Genomic DNA, 20,422 nt, shown 5'->3' with positions numbered 1-20,422 from the left:
TCCCTTTTCAATAAATTAATGGTTAACTTTAATAACGCCTTTGATAATTTCGCGTTTGTTGTTAACTGACTCATCAAACGCGCGCTGAACATCTTCATAATCGTAAATATGCGTCACCATCGACTTCACATCAAAACGCCCTGAGGAGATGGCTTCAATCGTGACCGGGTAGCGGTTGGCATAACGGAAAACGGTCTGAATAGACACTTCACGGTTAATTTTGAGGAAATTAATCGCTGAATCACCAGGTACAGTACCCACGATCATGATTTTCCCGCCGCGCATTACCAGATACGGAGCCTGCTTAACGGTGATCGCTGAACCTGCGGTTTCAAAAACAATATCGGCCCCCATCTCTCCGGAGAACTGCTGGCAGCAGGCAACGGTATCCTCTTTCGCTCCGTTGATCACTGTCGTCGCGCCAAGCTGCTCGGCCATGGTCAGGCGCTTTTCCAGGACATCAACCACCGCAATGTCGGTAGCACCCAAGCACTTACAGGCTTGCAGGGTCATCAAACCAATACAGCCCGCCCCCAGAATGACGATTTTCTTGCCCGGTTTAACGTCCGCCAGCATTGCGGCATGCATCCCTACCGCCGCAGGCTCTACCAAAGCGCCTTCCATGGTGTCCATATTATCGGGCAGCTTGTAAGTGAAGCTCTCCGGATGGCACAGATAGTGGGTTAGCGCGCCGCGATAATTAGGCTGCGTGGCCATAAAGTCGACATCAGGGCAGATGTTGTATTTCCCTTCCAGACAGTAGCGGCAGTGACCGCACGGCACGCCAGGCTCAATGTTCACCCGGTCCCCCGGTTTAAATTTGGTCACCCGATTCCCTACCGCCACTACCGTACCGGCACATTCATGCCCCAGACCAATTTCCTGGTTTGGGTCTTTCGGCGGAATAAAGGGACCTGATTCGAAACCGTGAACATCTGACCCACAAATTCCAACGTATTCCACTTTAATCAGTACTTCGTGCTCTTTTGGCACCGGGATATCGGCGGCAATAATTTTCATCGTGCCCGGCGTTTTTAATATCGCTTTTGAATTCTTCATGTTATTTCCCATCAATATTATTTGCTGGTAACTGCATCAATACCGAGACTTTCGACAGAGACGCCTTTGGTTTCAATTCCGATGGTAGCAATGGCGACAGCGACAATAATGGAGACCGCACCCAGCAGTACAAATACACCCGTCACTCCATAACCGTTAAGCAATACCGCGACCGCATAAGGCGCGGCGATACCACTGATACGCCCTACCGCATTCGCCAGACCAGAACCGCGAAGTTTCGCTTCGGTCGGCCATATTTCCGGAACATAGACTGCCGAGGCGTAGCAAACGTACATATAGACAAAAGTAATCAGGAAGAAACCAATTAATGTTATTAACAGCATGCTAGTTTGCAGTGAATAGATATATCCCAGCACAGCAATTAACACTAACAACCCCACACCCATGGTCTTTCTCGGAATTTTATCCATTACCAGCATGGCGATAAAAATCCCAAACGGCGCACCGAACATACTCATGGTATTTAAGACAATGGAGTCTTTCAGATTAATGCCCTGAGTCATAAATATTGTCGGTAGCCAGTTAATTAAGGTGTACTGGACGACGTTCATGGCAATCAGAACAAAGGAACCCAAAATAACCCGCTTCAGTAACACCCCGGTTAATAATGCGGAGTACGGAACAGAACGCGGTTGTTTGCCATCATCATCGATTATGACTGGTGGCAGCGGCTTGCCGGTCTGTCGAATAACGCCATCCTCAATTACCCGCATCACCTGTTCAGCTTCCTGGTAACGTCCGCGAGATTCCAGCCAGCGAGGCGACTCAGGGAAACTGCGCCACGCAATAACAGTTGCTATGAGCGATAGCACAGCAGGAATCAACAACTGTACGCGCCAGTTCCATTCCGCGCTAATAAGTGGCGTCAGCCCCATCGCAATCAGCGAACAGAGTGGATAAGACCAGTTGCCAATAAACGATACCCGACTGGACCAGGTTCCACGATTTCGGCCTGGCATATACTCGGTAAACCCGGCAAATAAGGTCACTAACAGCGCACCTAATCCAACTCCCATTACAAAACGGCAGGCAATCAGGAAAGTCATATTGGGTGAAAACGCACCAACGATCATAGAAATAATATGAATCACTTCATACAAGATAAATGCATTTTTACGTCCGGTTTTATCGCCGATAATTCCCCCACCGAGCGCACCGAGAAACATTCCCGCCGTCGTAATGGCAGAAAACGTGGCGGTGGTGGAATTATCGGTCCAACCAAGTTCTTTCAACTGCGCGAGAATTAATCCGCCAACGGCATTACTCCAACAAACCAGTAATCCAAAGGCAACCATCGCAAACATCGACGTGTGCCAACGGCAGTCAGGTAGCCTGTCCAGTCTGGCGCCGCAGTGAGGTTTTGCTATTTGTTCCATGCGATAACATCCTTTTAATAAACATGTTATTCATCAAAGTCGTAAGTCATGATGACTTTAATCGCGGTTTTATCGACCATGGCGTCAAACCCTTCGCGCCATTGCGACAGGCCGATACGGTGAGTGATCATCGGTTTAACGTTGATTGCGCCGCTGGCCAGCAGGCGTATGGCGTTGCGCCAGGATGTGGAATCGTAGGCCATATGGCCAATGATGCTTTTATTCCACGCAGTGATGTCGTTGATGGAGAAATCGAGAGGTTTAAAGCCCATGCCAACGCGGACGACTTCACCATTCGGACGCAGCATTTCGATCGATTGTTTAAGGGCGATATTGGCACCAGAGCATTCGATGACCAGCCCCAGATTGTCTTTACCGCAGATTTCCTGGCAGCGTACAACCACATCTTCGGTCGAACCGTTAACGACAGCTGTCGCGCCCAGCTCTTTGGCGATCGGGAAGCGTACGGCAACATCCTCTTCCAGCCCAACCATCACAATATTAACGGCCCCCATAATGCGCGCCATTTGTACAGAAAAGAGTCCTAATGGACCGGTACCAAAGACCACAACATCCTGGCCTGGAAGGAATTTAGATTGCTGGGCGATAGATTTGTAAGCGTTGCAGATGGGGTCCAGCACCGCCGCCTCTTCATAATCTACCCCTGCCGGGATTTCCCACAGAGCATGGCGGTGAATTTTGAGGATTTCCCCAGGGACCAGACAATATTTCGAAAACCCACCGCCCCAGGTATTATTGTCCAGACCCAAATTCACCTTTTCTGTACAACAAAGAAAATCGCCCTGTTCACAGGCCGGACAAACGCCACAAACGTGCCCGCTGTTGTCAGACACGACTCGTTGTCCCACCTTCCAGTCCTTAACCTTGTCACCAACCTGCACAATTTGCCCCGCAAATTCATGACCACGAATCGAATTAAACTGGTCGGATCCACTGTCGACATTGTAGTGTTTCATGTCTGCGCCGCAGATAGCAGCAGCCTTAATTTCAATCACAACGTCATCCGGACCACATACCGGTTCCGGAACATCAATCATCTTGTAGCCGCCAAAGGCCTTGCCAAATCTTGCCAGTGCTTTCATTGAATTTTCCTTTGTGTTTAGTTTTGCATCAGTGACCATCATACTTATCCATATAATTTTTGAGGTCAACACGAAATCTTTAAAACACAGATTTTGATCTGCATTTCACAACCAAGATCACAAATAAATGCAAAGATGAACTTAAATTCAAGTGAACGTGGCAGCCGCTTCGCTAAAATGGCGTGAACCCCTTCGCATTTTTCCTGTTATGAAACTGTTAACCTGCGGGTGTTGTTTTTTTCGCCACGCCATTTCCGTGGCGTGTTTGCTTGTTTAATTGTCAAAGAGGAACACCGATGAAACTATTGCCTTTGTTGGCAGCATTACCCCTGCTCTGCGCCAGCGTTGTTTCCGCCAGTTCACTGATGTCAGTTGGCTACTTTAATGGTGGTGGCGACGTCACTGCCGGTCCCGGTGGCGACATCAATAAACTGGATGTTCGCCAGATAACCCATCTCAACTATTCGTTTGGCCTTGTCTACAACAACGAAAAAGACGAGACCAATGACGCCTTAAAAGACGCCAGCAAACTGCATCAGATTTGGCTTTCACAGAAAGTGCAGGATGATTTGCTGAAAATTCCACAGCTGCGTAAACAAAATCCAAACCTGAAAGTGTTGCTTTCCGTCGGCGGTTGGGGAGCGCGTGGATTCTCTGGTGCGGCAGCAACGAAGGATACGCGCGCGGTGTTTATTCAGTCTGCTCAGGAGATAATTGAGAAATATGGTCTGGATGGCATCGACCTCGACTGGGAATATCCGGTTAACGGCGCCTGGGGACTGGTCGAAAGCAAACCGGCTGACCGCGCTAACTTTACCGCGCTGCTAACAGAACTACGGGCCGCATTGGGGCATAAAAAACTGCTGACCATCGCCGTAGGCGCAAATGCAGAAAGTCCGAAAAACTGGGTGGATGTAAAAGCCATTGCACCATCGCTCGACTACATCAACCTGATGACCTATGACATGGCTTACGGCACCCAGTATTTCAACTCGAACCTGTATGATTCGACGCAATGGCCGACGGTCGCCGCGGCGGATAAGTACAGTGCCGATTTTGTGGTCAATAACTACCTCGCCGCCGGTCTGAAACCGAGTCAAATGAATCTGGGCATTGGCTTTTATGGACGCATACCAAAACGCGCCGTTGAGCCAGGTATTGACTGGAGCAAACCTGACGCGCAGAAAAACCCGGCTACCCAGCCCTATTTCGGGTCACCTCAAATTGAGTTGTTCAAATCACTGGGCGTCGACCTGAGCAAAGATACCTACGTGAAGTACAACGATATCGTGGCGAAGTTGATCAACGATCCGCAAAAACGCTTTAGCCAACATTGGGATGATGAAGCGAAAGTGCCGTGGCTGTCGGTGCAGTCTGCAGATGGAAAAACACTCTTTGCCCTCTCCTATGAAAACCCGCGTTCGGTGGCGATCAAAGCCGACTACATCAAAAGCAAAGGATTGGGAGGCGCCATGTTCTGGGAGTACGGCGCAGATGACAATAATCAGTTGGCGAAGCAGTTAGCCGATTCGTTAGGCATCAAACACTGATCCCAACGCCTGACACAATAGGTTATGATTAGCGCACTCTGCTGCGCCAGCTTTTGGCGCAGCTCTTCATTTCTTACTGGAGGCATGAGCTTTATGGCTTTTATCCCTAAAAATTACGCCCGTCTGGAAGTCGGTTACCGGGAAAAGGCGCTTAAACTCTTTCCCTGGGTCTGCGGACGCTGTTCCCGTGAGTTCGTTTATTCAAATTTGCGCGAGTTGACGGTACACCATATCGATCACGATCACTCGAATAACCCGGAAGATGGTAGCAACTGGGAAATGTTGTGCCTGTACTGCCACGATCACGAGCATTCCAAATATACAGAAGCGGACCAGTATGGTTCAACGGTGGTTGCAGGAGAAGATGCGCAAAAGGCCGTGGGTGAAGCGAAATACAACCCGTTCGCCGATCTGAAGGCGATGATGAACAAGAAATAATACCAACAACAGGCCCGACACAGATGTTTGCCGGGCCAGGGTAATCAGGATTTAAACGTCGCAATTGGTTCGGGCGTAATACCAAACTCAACCTTCAACTGCTGCTTGCTCTTCATCACCATCTCACCGTTGGTATCAATCGTCATATGCTGCGCGTCAATATTGTTTCGCGCCTGCCATAACATCACCAGCTGTAAGCTGTTCTCTTTTTGTTCTGCCGTTAGCGCTACGCCATCCGGCCATTTTCCGAGTTCAACGGCAGTCGATAAGCGCTGATAAACTTCCGGCGTCATACTGTTGATCATCTCATCAAGATTCATGTTAAATCCACTCTCCGTAGAATAATTTGCTGAATCGTTTCTTCAACCCTTGGTTTGCTCACCGTTTTCACCATCGGTGAAGTTCAAAGACGCTGAGTTAACGCAGTACCGTTCACCGGTAGGTTTCGGACCATCCGGGAAGACGTGTCCCAGGTGCGCATCACAGTTACCGCAGCGGATTTCTATGCGCTGCATGCCGTGTGACGTATCTTTTATGTAACGGATAGCCTCATCGCTAACAGGCTCGTAAAAGCTGGGCCAGCCGCAGCCAGAGTCATATTTTGTCTCGGAACGAAATAGCGGATTGTCGCAGATCAAACAGTGGTAGATGCCGTCACGTTTGTTATGTAGCAAACGTCCGGTAAATGGCGGTTCTGTCCCGTGATTCTGGGTCACGTAGAACTGCATTTCGGTTAAATTTTTTTTCAGTTCTTCTGGAGAAGGTTGATTAGCCATTTGCTCACATCTCGCTTTATCTAAACTCACATCGCGAGACAGATTCTAACAAAACATTAACACCGGAGTGCGAACTTTTGTTCTAAACTTGATCCTTGCGAAATGGCAGCCTGCAATTCGTGATCAGAATCACGTTTTTATCTTGATTGCCCTTTAAAATTCGGGCCGCCGACCCCATGTGGTTTCAAGCCCAAAGGAAGAGTGAGGCGAGTCAGTTGCGCAAAGCTTAGGCAGCAGATTGATTTGTCGCAATGATTGACACGATTCCGCTTGACGCTGCGTAAGGTTTTTGTAATTTTACAGGCAACCTTTTATTCACTAACAAATAGCTGGTGGAATATATGACTATCAAAGTAGGTATCAACGGTTTTGGCCGTATCGGTCGCATTGTTTTCCGTGCTGCTCAAGAACGCTCTGACATCGAGATCGTTGCAATCAACGACCTGTTAGACGCTGACTACATGGCTTACATGCTGAAATATGACTCCACTCACGGCCGTTTCAACGGTACCGTTGAAGTGAAAGACGGTCATCTGATCGTAAACGGTAAAAAAATCCGTGTTACCGCTGAACGTGATCCGGCTAACCTGAAATGGGACGAAGTTGGTGTTGACGTAGTAGCTGAAGCTACTGGCCTGTTCCTGACAGACGAAACCGCTCGTAAGCACATCACTGCTGGCGCGAAAAAAGTGGTTCTGACTGGTCCGTCCAAAGATAACACTCCGATGTTTGTTAAAGGCGCTAACTTTGACAAATACGAAGGTCAGGACATCGTTTCTAACGCTTCCTGCACCACTAACTGCCTGGCTCCGCTGGCTAAAGTTATCAACGACAACTTCGGCATCATCGAAGGTCTGATGACTACTGTTCACGCGACCACCGCTACTCAGAAAACCGTTGATGGCCCGTCTCACAAAGACTGGCGCGGCGGCCGCGGCGCATCCCAGAACATCATCCCGTCCTCTACCGGTGCTGCTAAAGCTGTAGGTAAAGTACTGCCAGAACTGAACGGCAAACTGACTGGTATGGCGTTCCGCGTTCCTACCCCGAACGTATCCGTTGTTGACCTGACCGTTCGTCTGGAAAAAGCTGCTTCTTACGAAGAAATTAAGAAAGCAATCAAAGCTGCTTCCGAAGGCCCGATGAAAGGCGTTCTGGGTTACACCGAAGACGACGTAGTATCTACCGATTTCAACGGTGAAGTTTGTACTTCCGTGTTCGATGCTAAAGCTGGTATCGCACTGAACGACAACTTCGTGAAACTGGTATCCTGGTACGACAACGAAACCGGCTACTCCAACAAAGTTCTGGACCTGATTGCTCACATCTCCAAATAAGTTGAGATGAAACAGTAATCTGTAAGAGCGACTACGGTCGCTCTTTTTTTTGCCTGAAGAAAGGATTGCGTAATGATTAATAAAATTTTTGCACTTCCGGTAATCGAACAAATTACCCCTGTCCTCTCCCGCCGTCAGCTTGATGAGCTTGAGGTTCTTGTTGTCGATCACCCACAGGTTAAAGCTTCTTTCGCACTGCAGGGCGCACACCTTCTTTCCTGGAAACCAAACGGTGAAGAGGAAGTCCTGTGGTTAAGTAACAATACCCCGTTTAAAACCGGCGTAGCGCTGCGTGGCGGCGTACCAATTTGCTGGCCGTGGTTTGGTCCGGCGGCTCAGCAGGGCCTGCCTTCTCATGGTTTTGCCCGCAACCTGCCATGGACGCTGAAAGCGCACAACGAAGACGACAATGGCGTGGTGCTGACGTTTGAATTGCAGAGCAATGCTGAAACGCGTCAGCTTTGGCCGCACGAGTTTTGCCTGCTGGCCCGTTTCAAAGTGGGAGTCACCTGTGAGATGGAGCTTGAAGCTCATGGTGAATTTGAAACCACCTCGGCACTGCATACCTATTTCAACGTTGGTGACATTGCGGCAGTGAAAGTCAGTGGTCTTGGCGATCGCCTGATCGATAAAGTGAATGATGCTAAAGAAGATGTGCTGGCTGATGGTATCCAGACCTTCCCGGACCGCACCGATCGTGTCTATCTGAATCCGGAAGCGTGCAGCGTGATTCACGATGATGCGTTGAATCGCAATATTGACGTTGTCCACCACCATCACCTGAATGTCGTGGGCTGGAACCCTGGCCCGGCGCTTTCCGTCAGCATGGGCGACATGCCGGATGATGGCTACAAAACGTTTGTTTGTGTAGAAACGGCTTACGCGACCGCTCCGCAGAAAACCACCGAAGAAAAACCATCTCGCCTCGCGCAGACTATCCGTGTAGCTAAACGCTAACACAGCTCTGCGCACCATGCCGGATGCGGCTAACGCCTTATCCGGCCTACAAACTACATACAGCCGTAGGCCTGATAAGCACAGCGCATCAGGCAGTTCCGCGCACTGTGCCTGGATGCTGCCAACGCCTTATCCGGCCTACAAACTACACGCAGCCGTAGGCCTGATAAGTGCCGTGAGCATTGTCATTTGGCAAATCAGGCCATATCCAGCGCGGTTTTACCTTTTGGCGCCGGATATGCCTTATCTAACTGCTTAAGCTCATCTACAGAGAGCGTTATCTCCAGCGCGGCGGCATTTTGTTCGACATGCGCTACGCTTGCGGCTTTCGGAATGGCTATTACACCCGACTGACGAATCACCCAAGCCAGCAAAATCTGCGCAGCGCTGACATTGTGCGTGCGCGCGATGTCATTCACCACAGAGTTAGATAGCAAATCGCCACGCAGTCGTCCCGCCTGGGCCAGCGGACTGTATGCCATGACCGGCATCTGCTGCTGGCACCACGGCAGTAAATCATATTCAATACCGCGCGAGGCTAAATGGTAAAGCACCTGGTTAGTTGCGCACTCCCTTCCACCGGGTACCTGCCATAACGCCTGCATATCATCATAATCGAGATTTGAGACGCCCCAACGGCGGATTTTCCCCTGCGCAATCAGTATTTCCATGGCATCGACGGTCTCTGCAAATGAAAAATCGCCCATCCAGTGCAGCAAATAGAGATCCAGATAATCAGTTTTCAGTCGACGCAGACTCGCTTCGCAGGCGGCAATGGCTTTCTGTCCACCGGCATTCCATGGGTAAACTTTCGAGACTAAAAAAGCGCTATCACGCCGCCCCGTTAATGCTTCACCCACTACCTCCTCCGCTGCACCATCAGCGTACATTTCTGCGGTATCAATCAATCGCAGGCCTAGATCCAGTCCGGCCTGCAGCGCAGACACTTCATCCCGGCGTCGGCTTGGATCCTCGCCCATGTACCATGTTCCCTGCCCAATAGCAGGAAGCGATACCTGGTTTGTAAACGTCACCTGTTTCGCTGTCATCGCACCCTCCTGTGTTAATGCACCACAGTAAAGCAAAACAACGTGCATGTGTCCTGTTAGGGTGCACAAATTGCACCATCATTGATTGGAAACCGATGGTTAATGCGATCGAAATAAAAAGCCCGGGAACAGCTGATGTTCCCAGGCCGAAATGATACAAAATCTTAGCTGCGAAGTGGTTATTTCAACCGACCTAAATATTTGCCCTCTTTCATGGCGTTGATTTTTCCGTTTTTATAGACGATAACGGAAATCAAACCTGCGCTATAAGACTGAGCTTCTGGATTATTCTCATCATTTGCCGCAGGACTGCCATTAATATAAGCAATGCCATCAGCGCCACGTTTAAAGTCCACTCCGAGTTTATTCACATGCACTGGGGTAGTTTTACTGGCGTGCATTGGGGCATTCGCGTCACTGACCATTGTTTTATGTTCATGCTGTAACTGTTGACGGTAAGCCTCGCTGATGGCATACGCAGGCGCAGCAGAGGAAGCAACCAGAGCAGCGATAATAATTAATTTCTTCATTAGTTAAACCTTAATATTTATCGTGTTTGTGGTGATGACTGGAATTTGTATCATTTGTGCCATACACGTTTTGCGCGTTTTCCATAGCCTGTTTTTCAGCGGCAGCATTGATTGTCGCCTGACGGTTTTGCTCCGCAATATAGCAAGCATCGCGGCTCACCCCCTTGCTTTCGCAAGTATTCATGCGTGAAGCCTCAGTGGAACATCCCGCCAGAAGTCCCCCCATCACCGCTATCATGATTAACTTTCTCATTATTTATACCAGGTTTATTCTCAAGAAAACCACATGGCATGTAATACCCTCAGCCACGCAGAGTTACTGTCTTAACTTTTAAGTTATATTAATATCTGCAATGGATAAATTAATGTCAATTTTAATTTTTTCAGATAAATACCTAAAGATGTAAACTAAAAATAAATTGGGAAATGTTCTTTTTTTCAAATGAAAGTTAACTTTCAACATCATTCAAAAAGGCTGAAATAGTTATCAGCTGTTTTATGGCACACGATAATAAATAAAAGATTATTACTACAATCATAAATCAGAAGATTATCAAGATATTGCATAAAAGCAGATCACTCACGTATGACAATTATGCGTAAAATTGTGTAGATACTCCCCCTTGCCAAACACAAATATTTAAGATTAATCCAGTAACAGGTTTAATTTTGGTAATTACGGCAGGTAAAATACGTTAAATATTCGTTGCGTCCAGGCGGTATGCCAAAACAGCACAAAAAATCAAATCTCATGTTTTAGATCAATATTCATCTCCGTCACGCACAAAAAAGCCCGCACAGATGCGGGCTAGTGTTTGACACGCAGCGGCATCAGAACTTGTAGGTCACACCCACCGAGAAGATGCCAGACCAGGACTTATCGACCATCGGGCTGTCTTTTACTTCATCACTCAAACGCACATAACGGCCAGTGCCGTATACGTTCCAGTTGCCAATGAAATTATAGCTCGCGGTCAACTCCAGGTACGGATCCCATCCATCGTCAGCGTTGTAGCTATTCAGACCACTGCGGCGAGACTCGTGATGGGACACGCCATAATAATAGTCGTTGTAGTTTTCGCTGCTGTACTGCACACCGATACCCGGCGTCAGAGTCAGCCCACCATTGGTGTAACGGTAGAGCCAGGCCAGATCCCAGATAAAGCCGTTGCTGTTATCCAGGGTATCACCCGCCAGTGCGGTACGCAGGAAACCATACTGGGTGTTATGTACATACGAGAGGCCGGCCATCATGCTGCTTTTACGCTTGTCTAGTTGGCGTAAAGCATGGCTATCGCTATCACCCGGCTTGAAATGCGTCGGATCATAGTACGCCATGATGGAAAGCTTATCTGTCGTGTCATTCCACAAATAGTAACCGCCACCCAAGCCGTGGAACCACACATTATCGCCTTCATAGGTGACAACCGGAACAGGGTACACATCGCGGTCATACTGTTTGTATGGGCTGTTAATCACGCCGACACCCGCGCCAACAGTCCACTGGCTTTCCGCCTGTGCTGTGCTAACTGCGGTTGCGGCAAGGATGCCAAGTGCCAGAAGTTTGAGTTTGGTCACAATCCATAATTCCTTATTCAAATGTGTAGCGGTCAAAGTGTAACCGCCAATACGCTTCAGCCCAACTATTTTACGTATTCGCCCCAGAATGTAACCCCCTAATTTCTCAGCGAGTGATGACATTTTACTTGCAGGACGGTGAACACCGCATGAATCCTGCCCCATTTCTTTACATAAGATGTGCTTTTTTTGCTGATGAGTTATTGATATGCCATTGAAATTCATTTGCGCACACAGGCAAGTTTTGCAAATGCCATCTACGCTTAATTTTAGAAGGTGTATCACCGAATACGTTGATCTCCTGACCACCAAAATGGCATGAGAGTTGCTTATTTCTTCAGCAGCGACGTCGTTCAGTTTACCTCTTCAGGGGCCTCTACTATTCATATGAACGGCTCTTAACATGTGCTAAAAAACGAAAGGACGGCATACCATGAATATATTCGATCACTATCGCCAGCGTTATGAAGCTGCCAAGGACGAAGAGTTCACGCTGCAGGAGTTTCTTACCACTTGTCGGCAAGATCGCAGTGCTTATGCCAACGCGGCAGAGCGGCTATTAATGGCTATTGGTGAGCCTGTCATGGTCGACACTGCCCACGAACCTCGACTTTCTCGACTCTTTTCGAATCGGGTAATTGCACGCTATCCCGCCTTTGAAGAGTTTTACGGCATGGAAGACGCCATTGAGCAAATTGTTTCTTATTTGAAGCATGCGGCTCAAGGTCTGGAAGAGAAGAAGCAGATTCTGTATCTGCTGGGGCCTGTGGGAGGGGGGAAATCATCTCTTGCTGAGCGACTGAAGTCGCTGATGCAACGAGTACCGATTTATGTCCTGAGCGCCAATGGCGAACGTAGCCCGGTAAACGATCATCCGTTATGCCTGTTTAATCCACAGGAAGACGCACAGATCCTGGAAAAAGAGTATGGGATCCCGCGTCGCTATCTCGGTACGATCATGTCGCCGTGGGCTGCGAAACGTCTTCATGATTTTGGTGGGGATATTACAAAATTCCGCGTCGTCAAAGTCTGGCCGTCTATTCTGGAGCAGATCGCAATCGCTAAAACGGAGCCTGGTGATGAAAACAACCAGGATATTTCTGCGCTGGTCGGGAAAGTGGATATTCGTAAACTCGAACACCACGCCCAGAACGATCCTGATGCCTACGGTTATTCGGGTGCACTGTGCCGTTCAAACCAGGGGATTATGGAGTTCGTTGAGATGTTTAAAGCACCGATTAAAGTGCTGCATCCTCTGCTGACCGCCACCCAGGAAGGAAACTACAACGGGACAGAAGGTATCTCTGCCCTGCCGTTTAACGGGATTATTCTTGCCCACTCGAACGAGTCCGAATGGGTAACGTTCCGTAATAACAAAAACAACGAAGCGTTCCTTGACCGTGTTTACATCGTCAAAGTGCCTTATTGCCTGCGGATCTCCGAAGAGATCAAAATTTACGAAAAACTGCTTAACCACAGTGAGCTGACCCATGCGCCTTGCGCACCGGGCACACTGGAAACACTCTCTCGCTTTACCATTCTTTCTCGCCTGAAAGAACCTGAAAACTCGAGCATTTACTCGAAGATGCGCGTTTACGATGGCGAAAGCCTGAAAGATACCGATCCGAAAGCGAAATCCTATCAGGAGTATCGGGATTACGCCGGGGTTGATGAGGGAATGAATGGTCTGTCCACGCGTTTCGCGTTTAAGATCCTCTCTCGCGTCTTTAACTTTGACCATGCTGAAGTTGCCGCTAACCCGGTACATCTATTCTACGTGCTGGAGCAGCAAATCGAACGTGAACAGTTCCCGCAGGAGCAAGCTGAGCGTTATCTTGAGTTCCTGAAAGGCTATTTGATCCCGAAATATGCTGAATTCATCGGCAAAGAGATCCAGACGGCTTATCTCGAATCTTATTCCGAATACGGACAGAACATTTTCGACCGTTATGTCACTTATGCTGACTTCTGGATTCAGGATCAGGAGTATCGCGACCCGGATACCGGTCAGCTGTTTGACCGCGAGTCACTGAACTCAGAACTGGAGAAAATTGAGAAGCCAGCGGGTATCAGTAACCCGAAAGATTTCCGTAACGAGATCGTCAACTTTGTTCTGCGTGCCAGAGCGAATAACAGCGGTCGCAATCCAAACTGGACCAGTTACGAAAAACTGCGCACGGTTATTGAGAAGAAAATGTTCTCCAATACCGAGGAACTGCTGCCGGTCATTTCGTTCAATGCTAAAACCTCGACTGACGAGCAGAAAAAACACGACGATTTTGTCGACCGTATGATGGAAAAAGGCTACACGCGTAAACAGGTGCGTTTACTGTGCGAATGGTATTTGCGCGTACGTAAATCGTCTTAACATAAGTGCCCGGTAGCGCATGCGCTTACCGGGCTTGCAAAACAATGTTCCGTAGGCCGGATAGCGCCAGCGCCATCCGGCACTTACAGACATGGCGAACAGTTGGCAGTACGGGGGGCTTATGACCTGGTTTATTGACCGGCGTCTTAACGGCAAAAACAAGAGCACGGTAAACCGCCAGCGCTTCTTACGCCGTTATAAATCGCAAATTAAGCAGTCGATCTCCGAGGCCATTAACAAGCGTTCGGTGACTGATGTGGATAGCGGCGAATCTGTCTCTATTCCGACTGATGATATTAGCGAACCAATGTTTCATCAGGGACGTGGTGGCCTGCGCCATCGCGTGCATCCGGGTAACGACCATTTTGTGCAGAATGACCGCATTGAACGCCCACAGGGCGGCGGTGGCGGTTCAGGAAGCGGACAAGGCCAGGCCAGCCAGGATGGTGAGGGTCAGGATGAGTTCGTCTTTCAGATCTCTAAAGACGAATATCTTGATCTGTTGTTCGAAGATTTAGCACTTCCTAACCTGAAGCAGAATCAGCAGCGTCAGTTAACGGAGTACAAAACTCACCGGGCAGGTTTTACCTCTAACGGTGTGCCTGCAAACATCAGCGTGGTGCGATCCCTGCAAAACTCACTGGCGCGCCGCACGGCGATGACAGCGGGTAAGCGTCGCGAACTGCATGTGCTCGAAGCGGATCTGGAAACCATCGCGAAGAGCGAACCAGCGCAGTTGCTGGAAGAGGAACGGTTACGCAAAGAGATTGCCGAACTGCGGGCAAAAATCGAACGCGTGCCATTTATCGACACCTTTGATTTACGCTACAAGAATTATGAAAAACGCCCCGATCCTTCCAGCCAGGCGGTGATGTTCTGCCTGATGGACGTCTCTGGTTCGATGGATCAGTCGACCAAAGATATGGCTAAACGTTTTTATATCCTGCTGTATCTGTTTTTAAGCCGGACCTATAAGAACGTGGAGGTGGTTTATATTCGCCACCATACCCAGGCGAAAGAAGTGGATGAGCACGAGTTCTTCTACTCTCAAGAAACCGGGGGAACCATTGTCTCCAGTGCGCTGAAGTTAATGGATGAAGTGGTGAAAGATCGCTACAACCCTGCCCAGTGGAACATCTATGCTGCACAGGCATCGGACGGTGATAACTGGGCAGATGATTCACCGCTGTGTCATGAGATTTTGGCGAAAAAGCTGCTGCCAGTGGTACGCTATTACAGCTATATCGAAATCACTCGCCGCGCTCACCAAACCTTGTGGCGTGAATACGAACATCTGCAATCAACCTTTGATAATTTTGCGATGCAGCATATCCGCGACCAGGATGATATTTACCCAGTATTCCGCGAACTGTTTCATAAACAAAGTACGACCAGCAACAGTTAACCACCTAAATAAATCAGCCAGAGGTTATCTTCTCTGGCTGATTTTTTACGGGTGTGATGCGTTCCGCTCAAAACGTAAAATGACACTACATCCTTTCCACCAGCGGATAGAAATCTTTATTTTCTTTTTGCATACGCTCAAACACTTTGCGTAGAACAGTGTTGGCATCGCGTCTGAATGCTTCATCATTGCCTATTAATTTACTGGCAATATTCCAGCGCCGGGAAAATACGTCATAATCGCTGACGATATCCGTCATTTCGCGTTGAAATGTTGAGCTAATCTGTCTAAGCGTGCTATTTCCATCCTGCTCAATATGCGGATAAAGGAACTGATTTTCAGCAGACAAATGCGTTTTTATAATCGCACTCATGCTAACGATCGCAGTAGCAATTTCTTGCGCATTGGATGATACACCTGCCTGGCTCAACTTACGTAAAAATGAAATTTTCTCAAGGATTTCAACATGCTGATTTTTCATCTTATCAATATTCATCCGTTTGTCCTTTTTATTTTCCCTTTACAGAGCAGCAGGCAATGTAGTTGAGTTGATGACGTTGCGAACGAAAGAAGCGAAACATTTTCAGGAACCGACGACGATTTTCGCTCGTGCGTAAGCCGTTAAACACAATTTTAACCGCCCCTGTAAGCCCTTCATCACGAATTAATCCGCGCGGCGACATCAGCGACATGTTGCCATTCTGCTGCAGGACCTGTTCGAACCCGCAGTTCAGAAACAAATCACGCCAGCCTTGTCTGGTCATTGGGCTAACGTTTGATTTCACCACATCGACAAGCTGGCCCTGATCGCTCGCACCCAGTTTCTGGGCGGTGAACATAATATCGTGGGTGAGCAGACGCCCACTGGGCTTCAACACACGATAATATTCGGCAATTAACTTCGCCTTCGCTTTATCGGCATACATTGTCAGCATGGCTTCGTTAATCACAACATCGAAACTGTTATCCGCAAAAGGAAGAGTGTTGGCGTTTGCAGCCATCACATGAATGTGATTCTCCAGACCATTTGCCGCTACGTTATTCCTTGCATTTGACAGTGCGGTTTTATCCATATCAATGGCGTATACCGTACAGCCATAGCGTTGAACTAACTCTATCGCCGTCGTGGCCATATTGCACGCCACTTCAAGCACCTGGCTGCCGGGCGTCAGCTGTGACTGGCTAAACAACCATTCTGTTGCTTCAACGCCGCCCGGACGCAGACGGGTTTTGCCCAGGCTGGCTAAAAATGTATGACCCGCTTTTTCAGTCGCGCTCATTGGCCTTTCTCCTTTCTATAAGTTGCATTATAAATACAACATTAAGAGTTAAAGGTGAAGCGCGCGAATGATTTTTATTACTAAATGTCCTTGCCCTTAGCGTTAGAGCGGATGTATGCCGTGTGATAGACTGAAGTATCAGACTTACAGGGCTGTAAATCATTATGAAATTGCATCATAAAGCGCTCAGGCTCTTTATCTCCGTCAGCGTAATTGTTTTGACGTCTTCTTTTTTGGTTTATGAGCTCATTGCCAGCGATAAAGCAATGAATGCGTACATGCGCTATATCAATGAGAAAGCCGACTCATCGTTTCTCTATGATAAGTACACAAATCAGAGCATCGCAGCCCATCTGATGCGTACATTTTCGTCCCCCCAGGAGCCAGCCTCGCTCGAACAGCAAAAAGCACTTTGCTCCGCTTTCGACAGCGTTAACGGCACTCATGGGTTCAATCTCACTAAGCGCAACTATCTGCCATTACACGGTACGTTGCAGACCACCTCAACAAAATGTAGCGAACAGCTTGATGACATTTTTCTGCTGCCCTCTTTTGACCGGGCGGTCAATGTTAATCGCCAGCAGAAAGATTACGGTCAGGGATTAGGGACGCTGGAGTATAAATTTCGATATTACGTTGATCTCAAAAATAATTACGTTTATTTCTATGATTTGATCGACTCGCGGAAATTTGCGATACACAACTGGTCGTTTTTGCAAAAAGGTACGCTGGGAATCGACCAGAATGATATTGACGGTATTTTCACTGGCCGCACGGTGATCTCCAGTATTTATGAAGATAACCTGACCGAGAAAAAGGTGATGAGTTTTTTAACACCGGTTTACTACGCCAATAAGCTAAAAGGTGTGGTGATGGTGGATATTAACAAAGAGAATTTACAGAATATTTTCTATACCAGCGACCGCCCTCTTGTCTGGCGCTATCTTGACGTAACGGTCTCTGACACCAGTTCAGGTAAAGAGATTCTCGTTCATAAAAGTGAATCCGATCTGTTCCGCTATGTTCACTATGAGAAGGACATTCCTGGCGGTATACGCATCACCCTCTCACTTGATGTTATGTACTTTATTGTCTCGTCCTGGAAGATATTTGCCTTCTATTTACTGGCAACGATATTGCTGCTGAATATGGTCAGAACGCATTTTCGGCTGTATCACAACGTCACGCGGGAAAATGTCAGTGATGCGATGACAGGGCTCTACAACCGTAAAATTTTAACGCCTGCGCTCGAACAGCGTTTACAGCAGTTAGTAAACTCAGGCACCCTCGTGACCTTTATCGCCATTGATTGCGACAAACTAAAAGTTATTAATGATACGTTGGGGCATAAGGAAGGCGATCGCATTATCACCATTCTGGCCAAAGCCATCCAAACGTCTATTCGCAAAAGCGACTATGCCATCCGCCTCGGCGGCGATGAGTTTTGCATTATCCTCATCGATCACCCCAGTGAATTAACGCACCGCCTGCTGGAGAGGATTCGCTATAACTTACAAATTATTGCGCAAGATATAACAATCAGCTTCTCTGTCGGGATTTATAATATGCAGCCAAACGATACCATTGATGATGCCTACAAAGCATCTGATGCACAGCTCTACCTGAACAAACAGAAAAAACGCACCAATGCGTAATCATTTTTCTGACAGGATTTTCATTGTTGTACCAGGAGTAAGTCATGACAGAAGTGAACAAAGGTAACGCAACGCACCAGCGTTTAATCTCCCTGTTGTCAGAACACGGTGCGACCTACCGCGTAGTCAGCCATGAAGCCGTAGGCAAATGTGAAGCAGTTTCTGAAATTCGCGGTACCGCACTGGGTCAGGGTGCAAAAGCGCTGGTTTGCAAAGTAAAAGGCAACGGCGTCAATCAGCATGTCCTGGCGATCCTCTCTGCCGATCAGCAGGCCGACCTGAGCCTGTTAGCCAGCCATATTGGCGGGTTGAGAGCGTCACTCGCCAGCCCGGCGGAGGTAGATGAACTGACTGGCTGCGTATTTGGCGCTATCCCACCGTTCAGTTTTCATCCGAATCTCAAGCTGGTCGCCGATCCGCTATTGTTTGCGCGTTTTAATGAAATTGCATTTAATGCCGGGGTGCTGGAAAAATCCGTGATCATGGATACCGCGGATTACCTGCGCATCGCGCAACCGGAATTAATCCCGTTCCGCCGCGAGCAATAACAGTCCGAGTTAGCAGTAAAAAACATCGCTTCGTGCGTTAGTCCAAAAAAAATCATAATCATTAAAAAAAGCCTGTTCCGTCACGCATTTACGCGTACAGTAAGCAGGCTTATTTTTTCTTTTGGCAAGGAAACTACGATGTTTGATGTCACTCTGCTGATCCTGCTCGGACTGGCAGCTCTGGGCTTTGTCAGCCACAACACCACTGTCGCTGTTTCAATTCTGGTGCTGATTATAGTCCGTGTTACCCCTCTGAATACCTTCTTTCCCTGGATTGAAAAACAGGGCCTGACCGTCGGGATTATCATTCTGACCATTGGTGTCATGGCGCCGATCGCCAGCGGAACGCTACCGCCCTCCACACTCATCCACTCCTTTGTGAACTGGAAATCACTGGTTGCTATTGCCATTGGGGTATTTGTCTCCTGGCTTGGCGGGCGCGGCGTTACGCTAATGGGCAGCCAGCCCCAGCTTGTTGCCGGATTACTGGTGGGCACGGTACTGGGCGTGGCACTGTTTCGCGGTGTGCCGGTGGGGCCGCTTATTGCGGCAGGTCTGGTCTCGTTGATTGTTGGGAAGCAGTAGCCAGCCCGTTCAGATAACGGCCTGGCGTCTGCCCCAGGCCTTTTTTGAACATAGTGATAAATGCTGTAGTCGAATCATACCCGAGCATTTGCGCAACCTGCTGTACATTGCGGCCATCAATCAACGCCTGCAGCGCCAGAATCAGCTGGAGCTGGTGACGCCAACGGCGAAAACTCAACCCCGTTTCTTTGACGACCAGACGAGCAAGGTTACGTTCACTCATCGCAAATACGCTGGCCCATTGTCCCAACGTCTGCCATTGTGCAGGCTCTCTCGCCATCGTTGCGACCATTCTGCGAATTTTCGGGTGATCGGAAACCGGTAACTGCATCTGCTCCTGGGGCTGCTGCGGCAGTTCATCAAACAACACCTGCGTCAGACGCTGGGTTGTTGGCTCCAGTCGTTGAGCATCTGTTTTGGATGCCAGCGCCAGAATAAGCTCCCGGCACAACGGAGCAATTTTCAGCGTGCAGCAACGATCGGGCATCACGACGGCCTGCGGCTCAATAAACAAAAAGCACAATTGCGCGCCAACGGTAACGTGGTTGCTGTGTGGAATTTCACCGGGGATCCACACCGCATATTGCGGAGGCACCATCCACATAGCATTCTCAACCTCACAGGTGATCGCGCCATGCAGCGCCAGAATCAACTGGCCTTTACGGTGCTGATGCAGCGGACTGAAAAGTTCATCTTCCCGGGCCTGAATACAAAACGCCACCGCCGCATCGTGGTGAAGATCGGGTTCATATCCATCCAGCCTCAGTCCTAACATAAAAATGTCCGATTTAAGCGATAAACTGTCAT

At 48.6% G+C, this 20,422-nt stretch carries 20 protein-coding genes and 1 pseudogene; 9 read left to right on the top strand and 12 right to left on the bottom strand.

The genetic code is table 11. From position 1 onward, the window contains the following. Positions 1-15: 15 nt before the first annotated feature. From BZK41_RS13885 to BZK41_RS13875, 3 genes are read right to left on the bottom strand one after another with little or no spacing between them, the layout of a single operon-like run. Complete coding sequence (locus BZK41_RS13885; protein ID WP_079938512.1) at positions 16-1,059, bottom strand: NAD(P)-dependent alcohol dehydrogenase; 1,044 nt, start codon at positions 1,057-1,059, stop codon at positions 16-18. 17 nt (positions 1,060-1,076) lie between these two features. Then, positions 1,077-2,456, bottom strand: a complete 1,380-nt coding sequence (locus BZK41_RS13880) for an MFS transporter (RefSeq protein WP_079938511.1) — start codon at positions 2,454-2,456, stop codon at positions 1,077-1,079. A 26-nt stretch (positions 2,457-2,482) separates the two neighbouring features. Next, positions 2,483-3,559 carry a zinc-binding dehydrogenase gene (locus BZK41_RS13875; protein WP_079938510.1) on the bottom strand — a complete coding sequence of 359 codons (1,077 nt, stop codon included), beginning with the start codon at positions 3,557-3,559 and terminating at the stop codon, positions 2,483-2,485. 296 nt (positions 3,560-3,855) lie between these two features. Here BZK41_RS13875 and BZK41_RS13870 point away from each other — a divergent pair, with 296 nt between their 5' ends. Further along, positions 3,856-5,109, top strand: coding sequence for a glycoside hydrolase family 18 protein (locus tag BZK41_RS13870; RefSeq protein WP_079938509.1), 1,254 nt, complete (start codon positions 3,856-3,858; stop codon positions 5,107-5,109). Between the two features lie 93 nt (positions 5,110-5,202). Further along, complete coding sequence (gene yajD, locus BZK41_RS13865; protein ID WP_003832478.1) at positions 5,203-5,547, top strand: HNH nuclease YajD; 345 nt, start codon at positions 5,203-5,205, stop codon at positions 5,545-5,547. A 44-nt stretch (positions 5,548-5,591) separates the two neighbouring features. Here the strand turns inward: yajD and BZK41_RS13860 are convergent, their stop codons facing one another. Next, entirely contained in the window at positions 5,592-5,867 is a 276-nt protein-coding gene (locus BZK41_RS13860; protein ID WP_003030693.1) for a YeaC family protein, read from the bottom strand. 42 nt (positions 5,868-5,909) lie between these two features. Then, complete coding sequence (gene msrB / locus BZK41_RS13855; protein ID WP_003832475.1) at positions 5,910-6,323, bottom strand: peptide-methionine (R)-S-oxide reductase MsrB; 414 nt, start codon at positions 6,321-6,323, stop codon at positions 5,910-5,912. Positions 6,324-6,664: 341 nt separating this feature from the next. Between msrB and gapA the strand changes: the two genes are divergently transcribed. Further along, positions 6,665-7,660 carry a glyceraldehyde-3-phosphate dehydrogenase gene (gene gapA / locus BZK41_RS13850; RefSeq protein WP_003030697.1) on the top strand — a complete coding sequence of 332 codons (996 nt, stop codon included), beginning with the start codon at positions 6,665-6,667 and terminating at the stop codon, positions 7,658-7,660. A gap of 72 nt (positions 7,661-7,732) precedes the next feature. Next, the gene (locus BZK41_RS13845; RefSeq protein ID WP_079938508.1) at positions 7,733-8,617 is read left to right on the top strand and encodes a D-hexose-6-phosphate mutarotase; all 885 of its coding nucleotides are present in this window, start codon (positions 7,733-7,735) and stop codon (positions 8,615-8,617) included. Positions 8,618-8,814: 197 nt separating this feature from the next. On the opposite strand, the gene BZK41_RS13840 is transcribed toward BZK41_RS13845, so the two are convergent. The 4 genes from BZK41_RS13840 to BZK41_RS13825 form a co-directional block, all read right to left on the bottom strand. After that, positions 8,815-9,666 carry an aldo/keto reductase gene (locus BZK41_RS13840; RefSeq protein WP_079938507.1) on the bottom strand — a complete coding sequence of 284 codons (852 nt, stop codon included), beginning with the start codon at positions 9,664-9,666 and terminating at the stop codon, positions 8,815-8,817. A 179-nt stretch (positions 9,667-9,845) separates the two neighbouring features. Continuing rightward, the gene (locus tag BZK41_RS13835) at positions 9,846-10,196 is read right to left on the bottom strand and encodes a hypothetical protein (protein WP_079938506.1); all 351 of its coding nucleotides are present in this window, start codon (positions 10,194-10,196) and stop codon (positions 9,846-9,848) included. A 10-nt stretch (positions 10,197-10,206) separates the two neighbouring features. Beyond that, positions 10,207-10,449 carry a hypothetical protein gene (locus BZK41_RS13830; RefSeq protein ID WP_079938505.1) on the bottom strand — a complete coding sequence of 81 codons (243 nt, stop codon included), beginning with the start codon at positions 10,447-10,449 and terminating at the stop codon, positions 10,207-10,209. Positions 10,450-11,027: 578 nt separating this feature from the next. Further along, complete coding sequence (locus BZK41_RS13825) at positions 11,028-11,774, bottom strand: MipA/OmpV family protein (protein ID WP_079938579.1); 747 nt, start codon at positions 11,772-11,774, stop codon at positions 11,028-11,030. Positions 11,775-12,207: 433 nt separating this feature from the next. Here BZK41_RS13825 and yeaG point away from each other — a divergent pair, with 433 nt between their 5' ends. Both yeaG and BZK41_RS13815 read left to right on the top strand, forming a co-directional pair. After that, entirely contained in the window at positions 12,208-14,142 is a 1,935-nt protein-coding gene (gene yeaG, locus BZK41_RS13820; RefSeq protein WP_003030707.1) for a protein kinase YeaG, read from the top strand. A gap of 121 nt (positions 14,143-14,263) precedes the next feature. Further along, positions 14,264-15,547, top strand: a complete 1,284-nt coding sequence (locus BZK41_RS13815; protein ID WP_079938504.1) for a YeaH/YhbH family protein — start codon at positions 14,264-14,266, stop codon at positions 15,545-15,547. Between the two features lie 85 nt (positions 15,548-15,632). Here BZK41_RS13815 and BZK41_RS13810 read toward each other — a convergent pair whose 3' ends face one another. Both BZK41_RS13810 and BZK41_RS13805 read right to left on the bottom strand, forming a co-directional pair. Further along, the gene (locus BZK41_RS13810) at positions 15,633-16,043 is read right to left on the bottom strand and encodes a hemerythrin domain-containing protein (RefSeq protein ID WP_079938503.1); all 411 of its coding nucleotides are present in this window, start codon (positions 16,041-16,043) and stop codon (positions 15,633-15,635) included. Between the two features lie 13 nt (positions 16,044-16,056). After that, on the bottom strand, positions 16,057-16,827 hold the full coding sequence (locus BZK41_RS13805) for a class I SAM-dependent methyltransferase (protein WP_079938502.1): 771 nt from the start codon (positions 16,825-16,827) through the stop codon (positions 16,057-16,059). A gap of 164 nt (positions 16,828-16,991) precedes the next feature. Between BZK41_RS13805 and dgcJ the strand changes: the two genes are divergently transcribed. The 3 genes from dgcJ to BZK41_RS13790 all read left to right on the top strand — a co-directional run bounded on the left by dgcJ (position 16,992) and on the right by BZK41_RS13790 (position 19,615). Continuing rightward, positions 16,992-18,482: a diguanylate cyclase DgcJ gene (dgcJ, locus tag BZK41_RS13800; protein WP_079938501.1), complete on the top strand. Its 1,491-nt coding sequence runs from the start codon at positions 16,992-16,994 to the stop codon at positions 18,480-18,482. Between the two features lie 44 nt (positions 18,483-18,526). Then, positions 18,527-19,030: a YbaK/prolyl-tRNA synthetase associated domain-containing protein gene (locus tag BZK41_RS13795; RefSeq protein WP_079938500.1), complete on the top strand. Its 504-nt coding sequence runs from the start codon at positions 18,527-18,529 to the stop codon at positions 19,028-19,030. Positions 19,031-19,168: 138 nt separating this feature from the next. Continuing rightward, positions 19,169-19,615 (top strand): DUF441 domain-containing protein, encoded by a 447-nt coding sequence (locus BZK41_RS13790; protein ID WP_016152803.1) that lies wholly within the window; start codon positions 19,169-19,171, stop codon positions 19,613-19,615. Here BZK41_RS13790 and BZK41_RS13785 read toward each other — a convergent pair. Next, positions 19,598-20,390 (bottom strand): annotated as a pseudogene (locus BZK41_RS13785) (helix-turn-helix transcriptional regulator); the annotation flags it as partial. The gene BZK41_RS13790 and the pseudogene BZK41_RS13785 sit on opposite strands and share 18 nt — an antisense overlap. Positions 20,391-20,422 lie beyond the last annotated feature (32 nt).

The sequence above is a fragment of the Citrobacter sp. A316 genome (assembly GCF_002042945.1).
GTDB lineage: Bacteria > Pseudomonadota > Gammaproteobacteria > Enterobacterales > Enterobacteriaceae > Citrobacter > Citrobacter portucalensis.
This window is presented reverse-complemented; position numbering and strand designations above follow the sequence as displayed.

Excerpts from the sequence above, each read along its gene's own strand:
- gapA (WP_003030697.1), top strand. The coding sequence starts at position 6,665 with ATGACTATCAAAGTAGGTATCAACGGTTTTGGCCGTATCGGTCGCATT.
- BZK41_RS13885 (WP_079938512.1), bottom strand. The coding sequence starts at position 1,059 with ATGAAGAATTCAAAAGCGATATTAAAAACGCCGGGCACGATGAAAATT.
- BZK41_RS13795 (WP_079938500.1), top strand. The coding sequence starts at position 18,527 with ATGACAGAAGTGAACAAAGGTAACGCAACGCACCAGCGTTTAATCTCC.
- BZK41_RS13790 (WP_016152803.1), top strand. The coding sequence starts at position 19,169 with ATGTTTGATGTCACTCTGCTGATCCTGCTCGGACTGGCAGCTCTGGGC.
- BZK41_RS13875 (WP_079938510.1), bottom strand. The coding sequence starts at position 3,559 with ATGAAAGCACTGGCAAGATTTGGCAAGGCCTTTGGCGGCTACAAGATG.
- BZK41_RS13880 (WP_079938511.1), bottom strand. The coding sequence starts at position 2,456 with ATGGAACAAATAGCAAAACCTCACTGCGGCGCCAGACTGGACAGGCTA.
- yajD (WP_003832478.1), top strand. The coding sequence starts at position 5,203 with ATGGCTTTTATCCCTAAAAATTACGCCCGTCTGGAAGTCGGTTACCGG.
- BZK41_RS13870 (WP_079938509.1), top strand. The coding sequence starts at position 3,856 with ATGAAACTATTGCCTTTGTTGGCAGCATTACCCCTGCTCTGCGCCAGC.
- yeaG (WP_003030707.1), top strand. The coding sequence starts at position 12,208 with ATGAATATATTCGATCACTATCGCCAGCGTTATGAAGCTGCCAAGGAC.
- BZK41_RS13815 (WP_079938504.1), top strand. The coding sequence starts at position 14,264 with ATGACCTGGTTTATTGACCGGCGTCTTAACGGCAAAAACAAGAGCACG.
- BZK41_RS13805 (WP_079938502.1), bottom strand. The coding sequence starts at position 16,827 with ATGAGCGCGACTGAAAAAGCGGGTCATACATTTTTAGCCAGCCTGGGC.
- BZK41_RS13845 (WP_079938508.1), top strand. The coding sequence starts at position 7,733 with ATGATTAATAAAATTTTTGCACTTCCGGTAATCGAACAAATTACCCCT.
- dgcJ (WP_079938501.1), top strand. The coding sequence starts at position 16,992 with ATGAAATTGCATCATAAAGCGCTCAGGCTCTTTATCTCCGTCAGCGTA.
- BZK41_RS13810 (WP_079938503.1), bottom strand. The coding sequence starts at position 16,043 with ATGAATATTGATAAGATGAAAAATCAGCATGTTGAAATCCTTGAGAAA.
- BZK41_RS13840 (WP_079938507.1), bottom strand. The coding sequence starts at position 9,666 with ATGACAGCGAAACAGGTGACGTTTACAAACCAGGTATCGCTTCCTGCT.
- BZK41_RS13860 (WP_003030693.1), bottom strand. The coding sequence starts at position 5,867 with ATGAATCTTGATGAGATGATCAACAGTATGACGCCGGAAGTTTATCAG.
- BZK41_RS13835 (WP_079938506.1), bottom strand. The coding sequence starts at position 10,196 with ATGAAGAAATTAATTATTATCGCTGCTCTGGTTGCTTCCTCTGCTGCG.
- msrB (WP_003832475.1), bottom strand. The coding sequence starts at position 6,323 with ATGGCTAATCAACCTTCTCCAGAAGAACTGAAAAAAAATTTAACCGAA.
- BZK41_RS13830 (WP_079938505.1), bottom strand. The coding sequence starts at position 10,449 with ATGAGAAAGTTAATCATGATAGCGGTGATGGGGGGACTTCTGGCGGGA.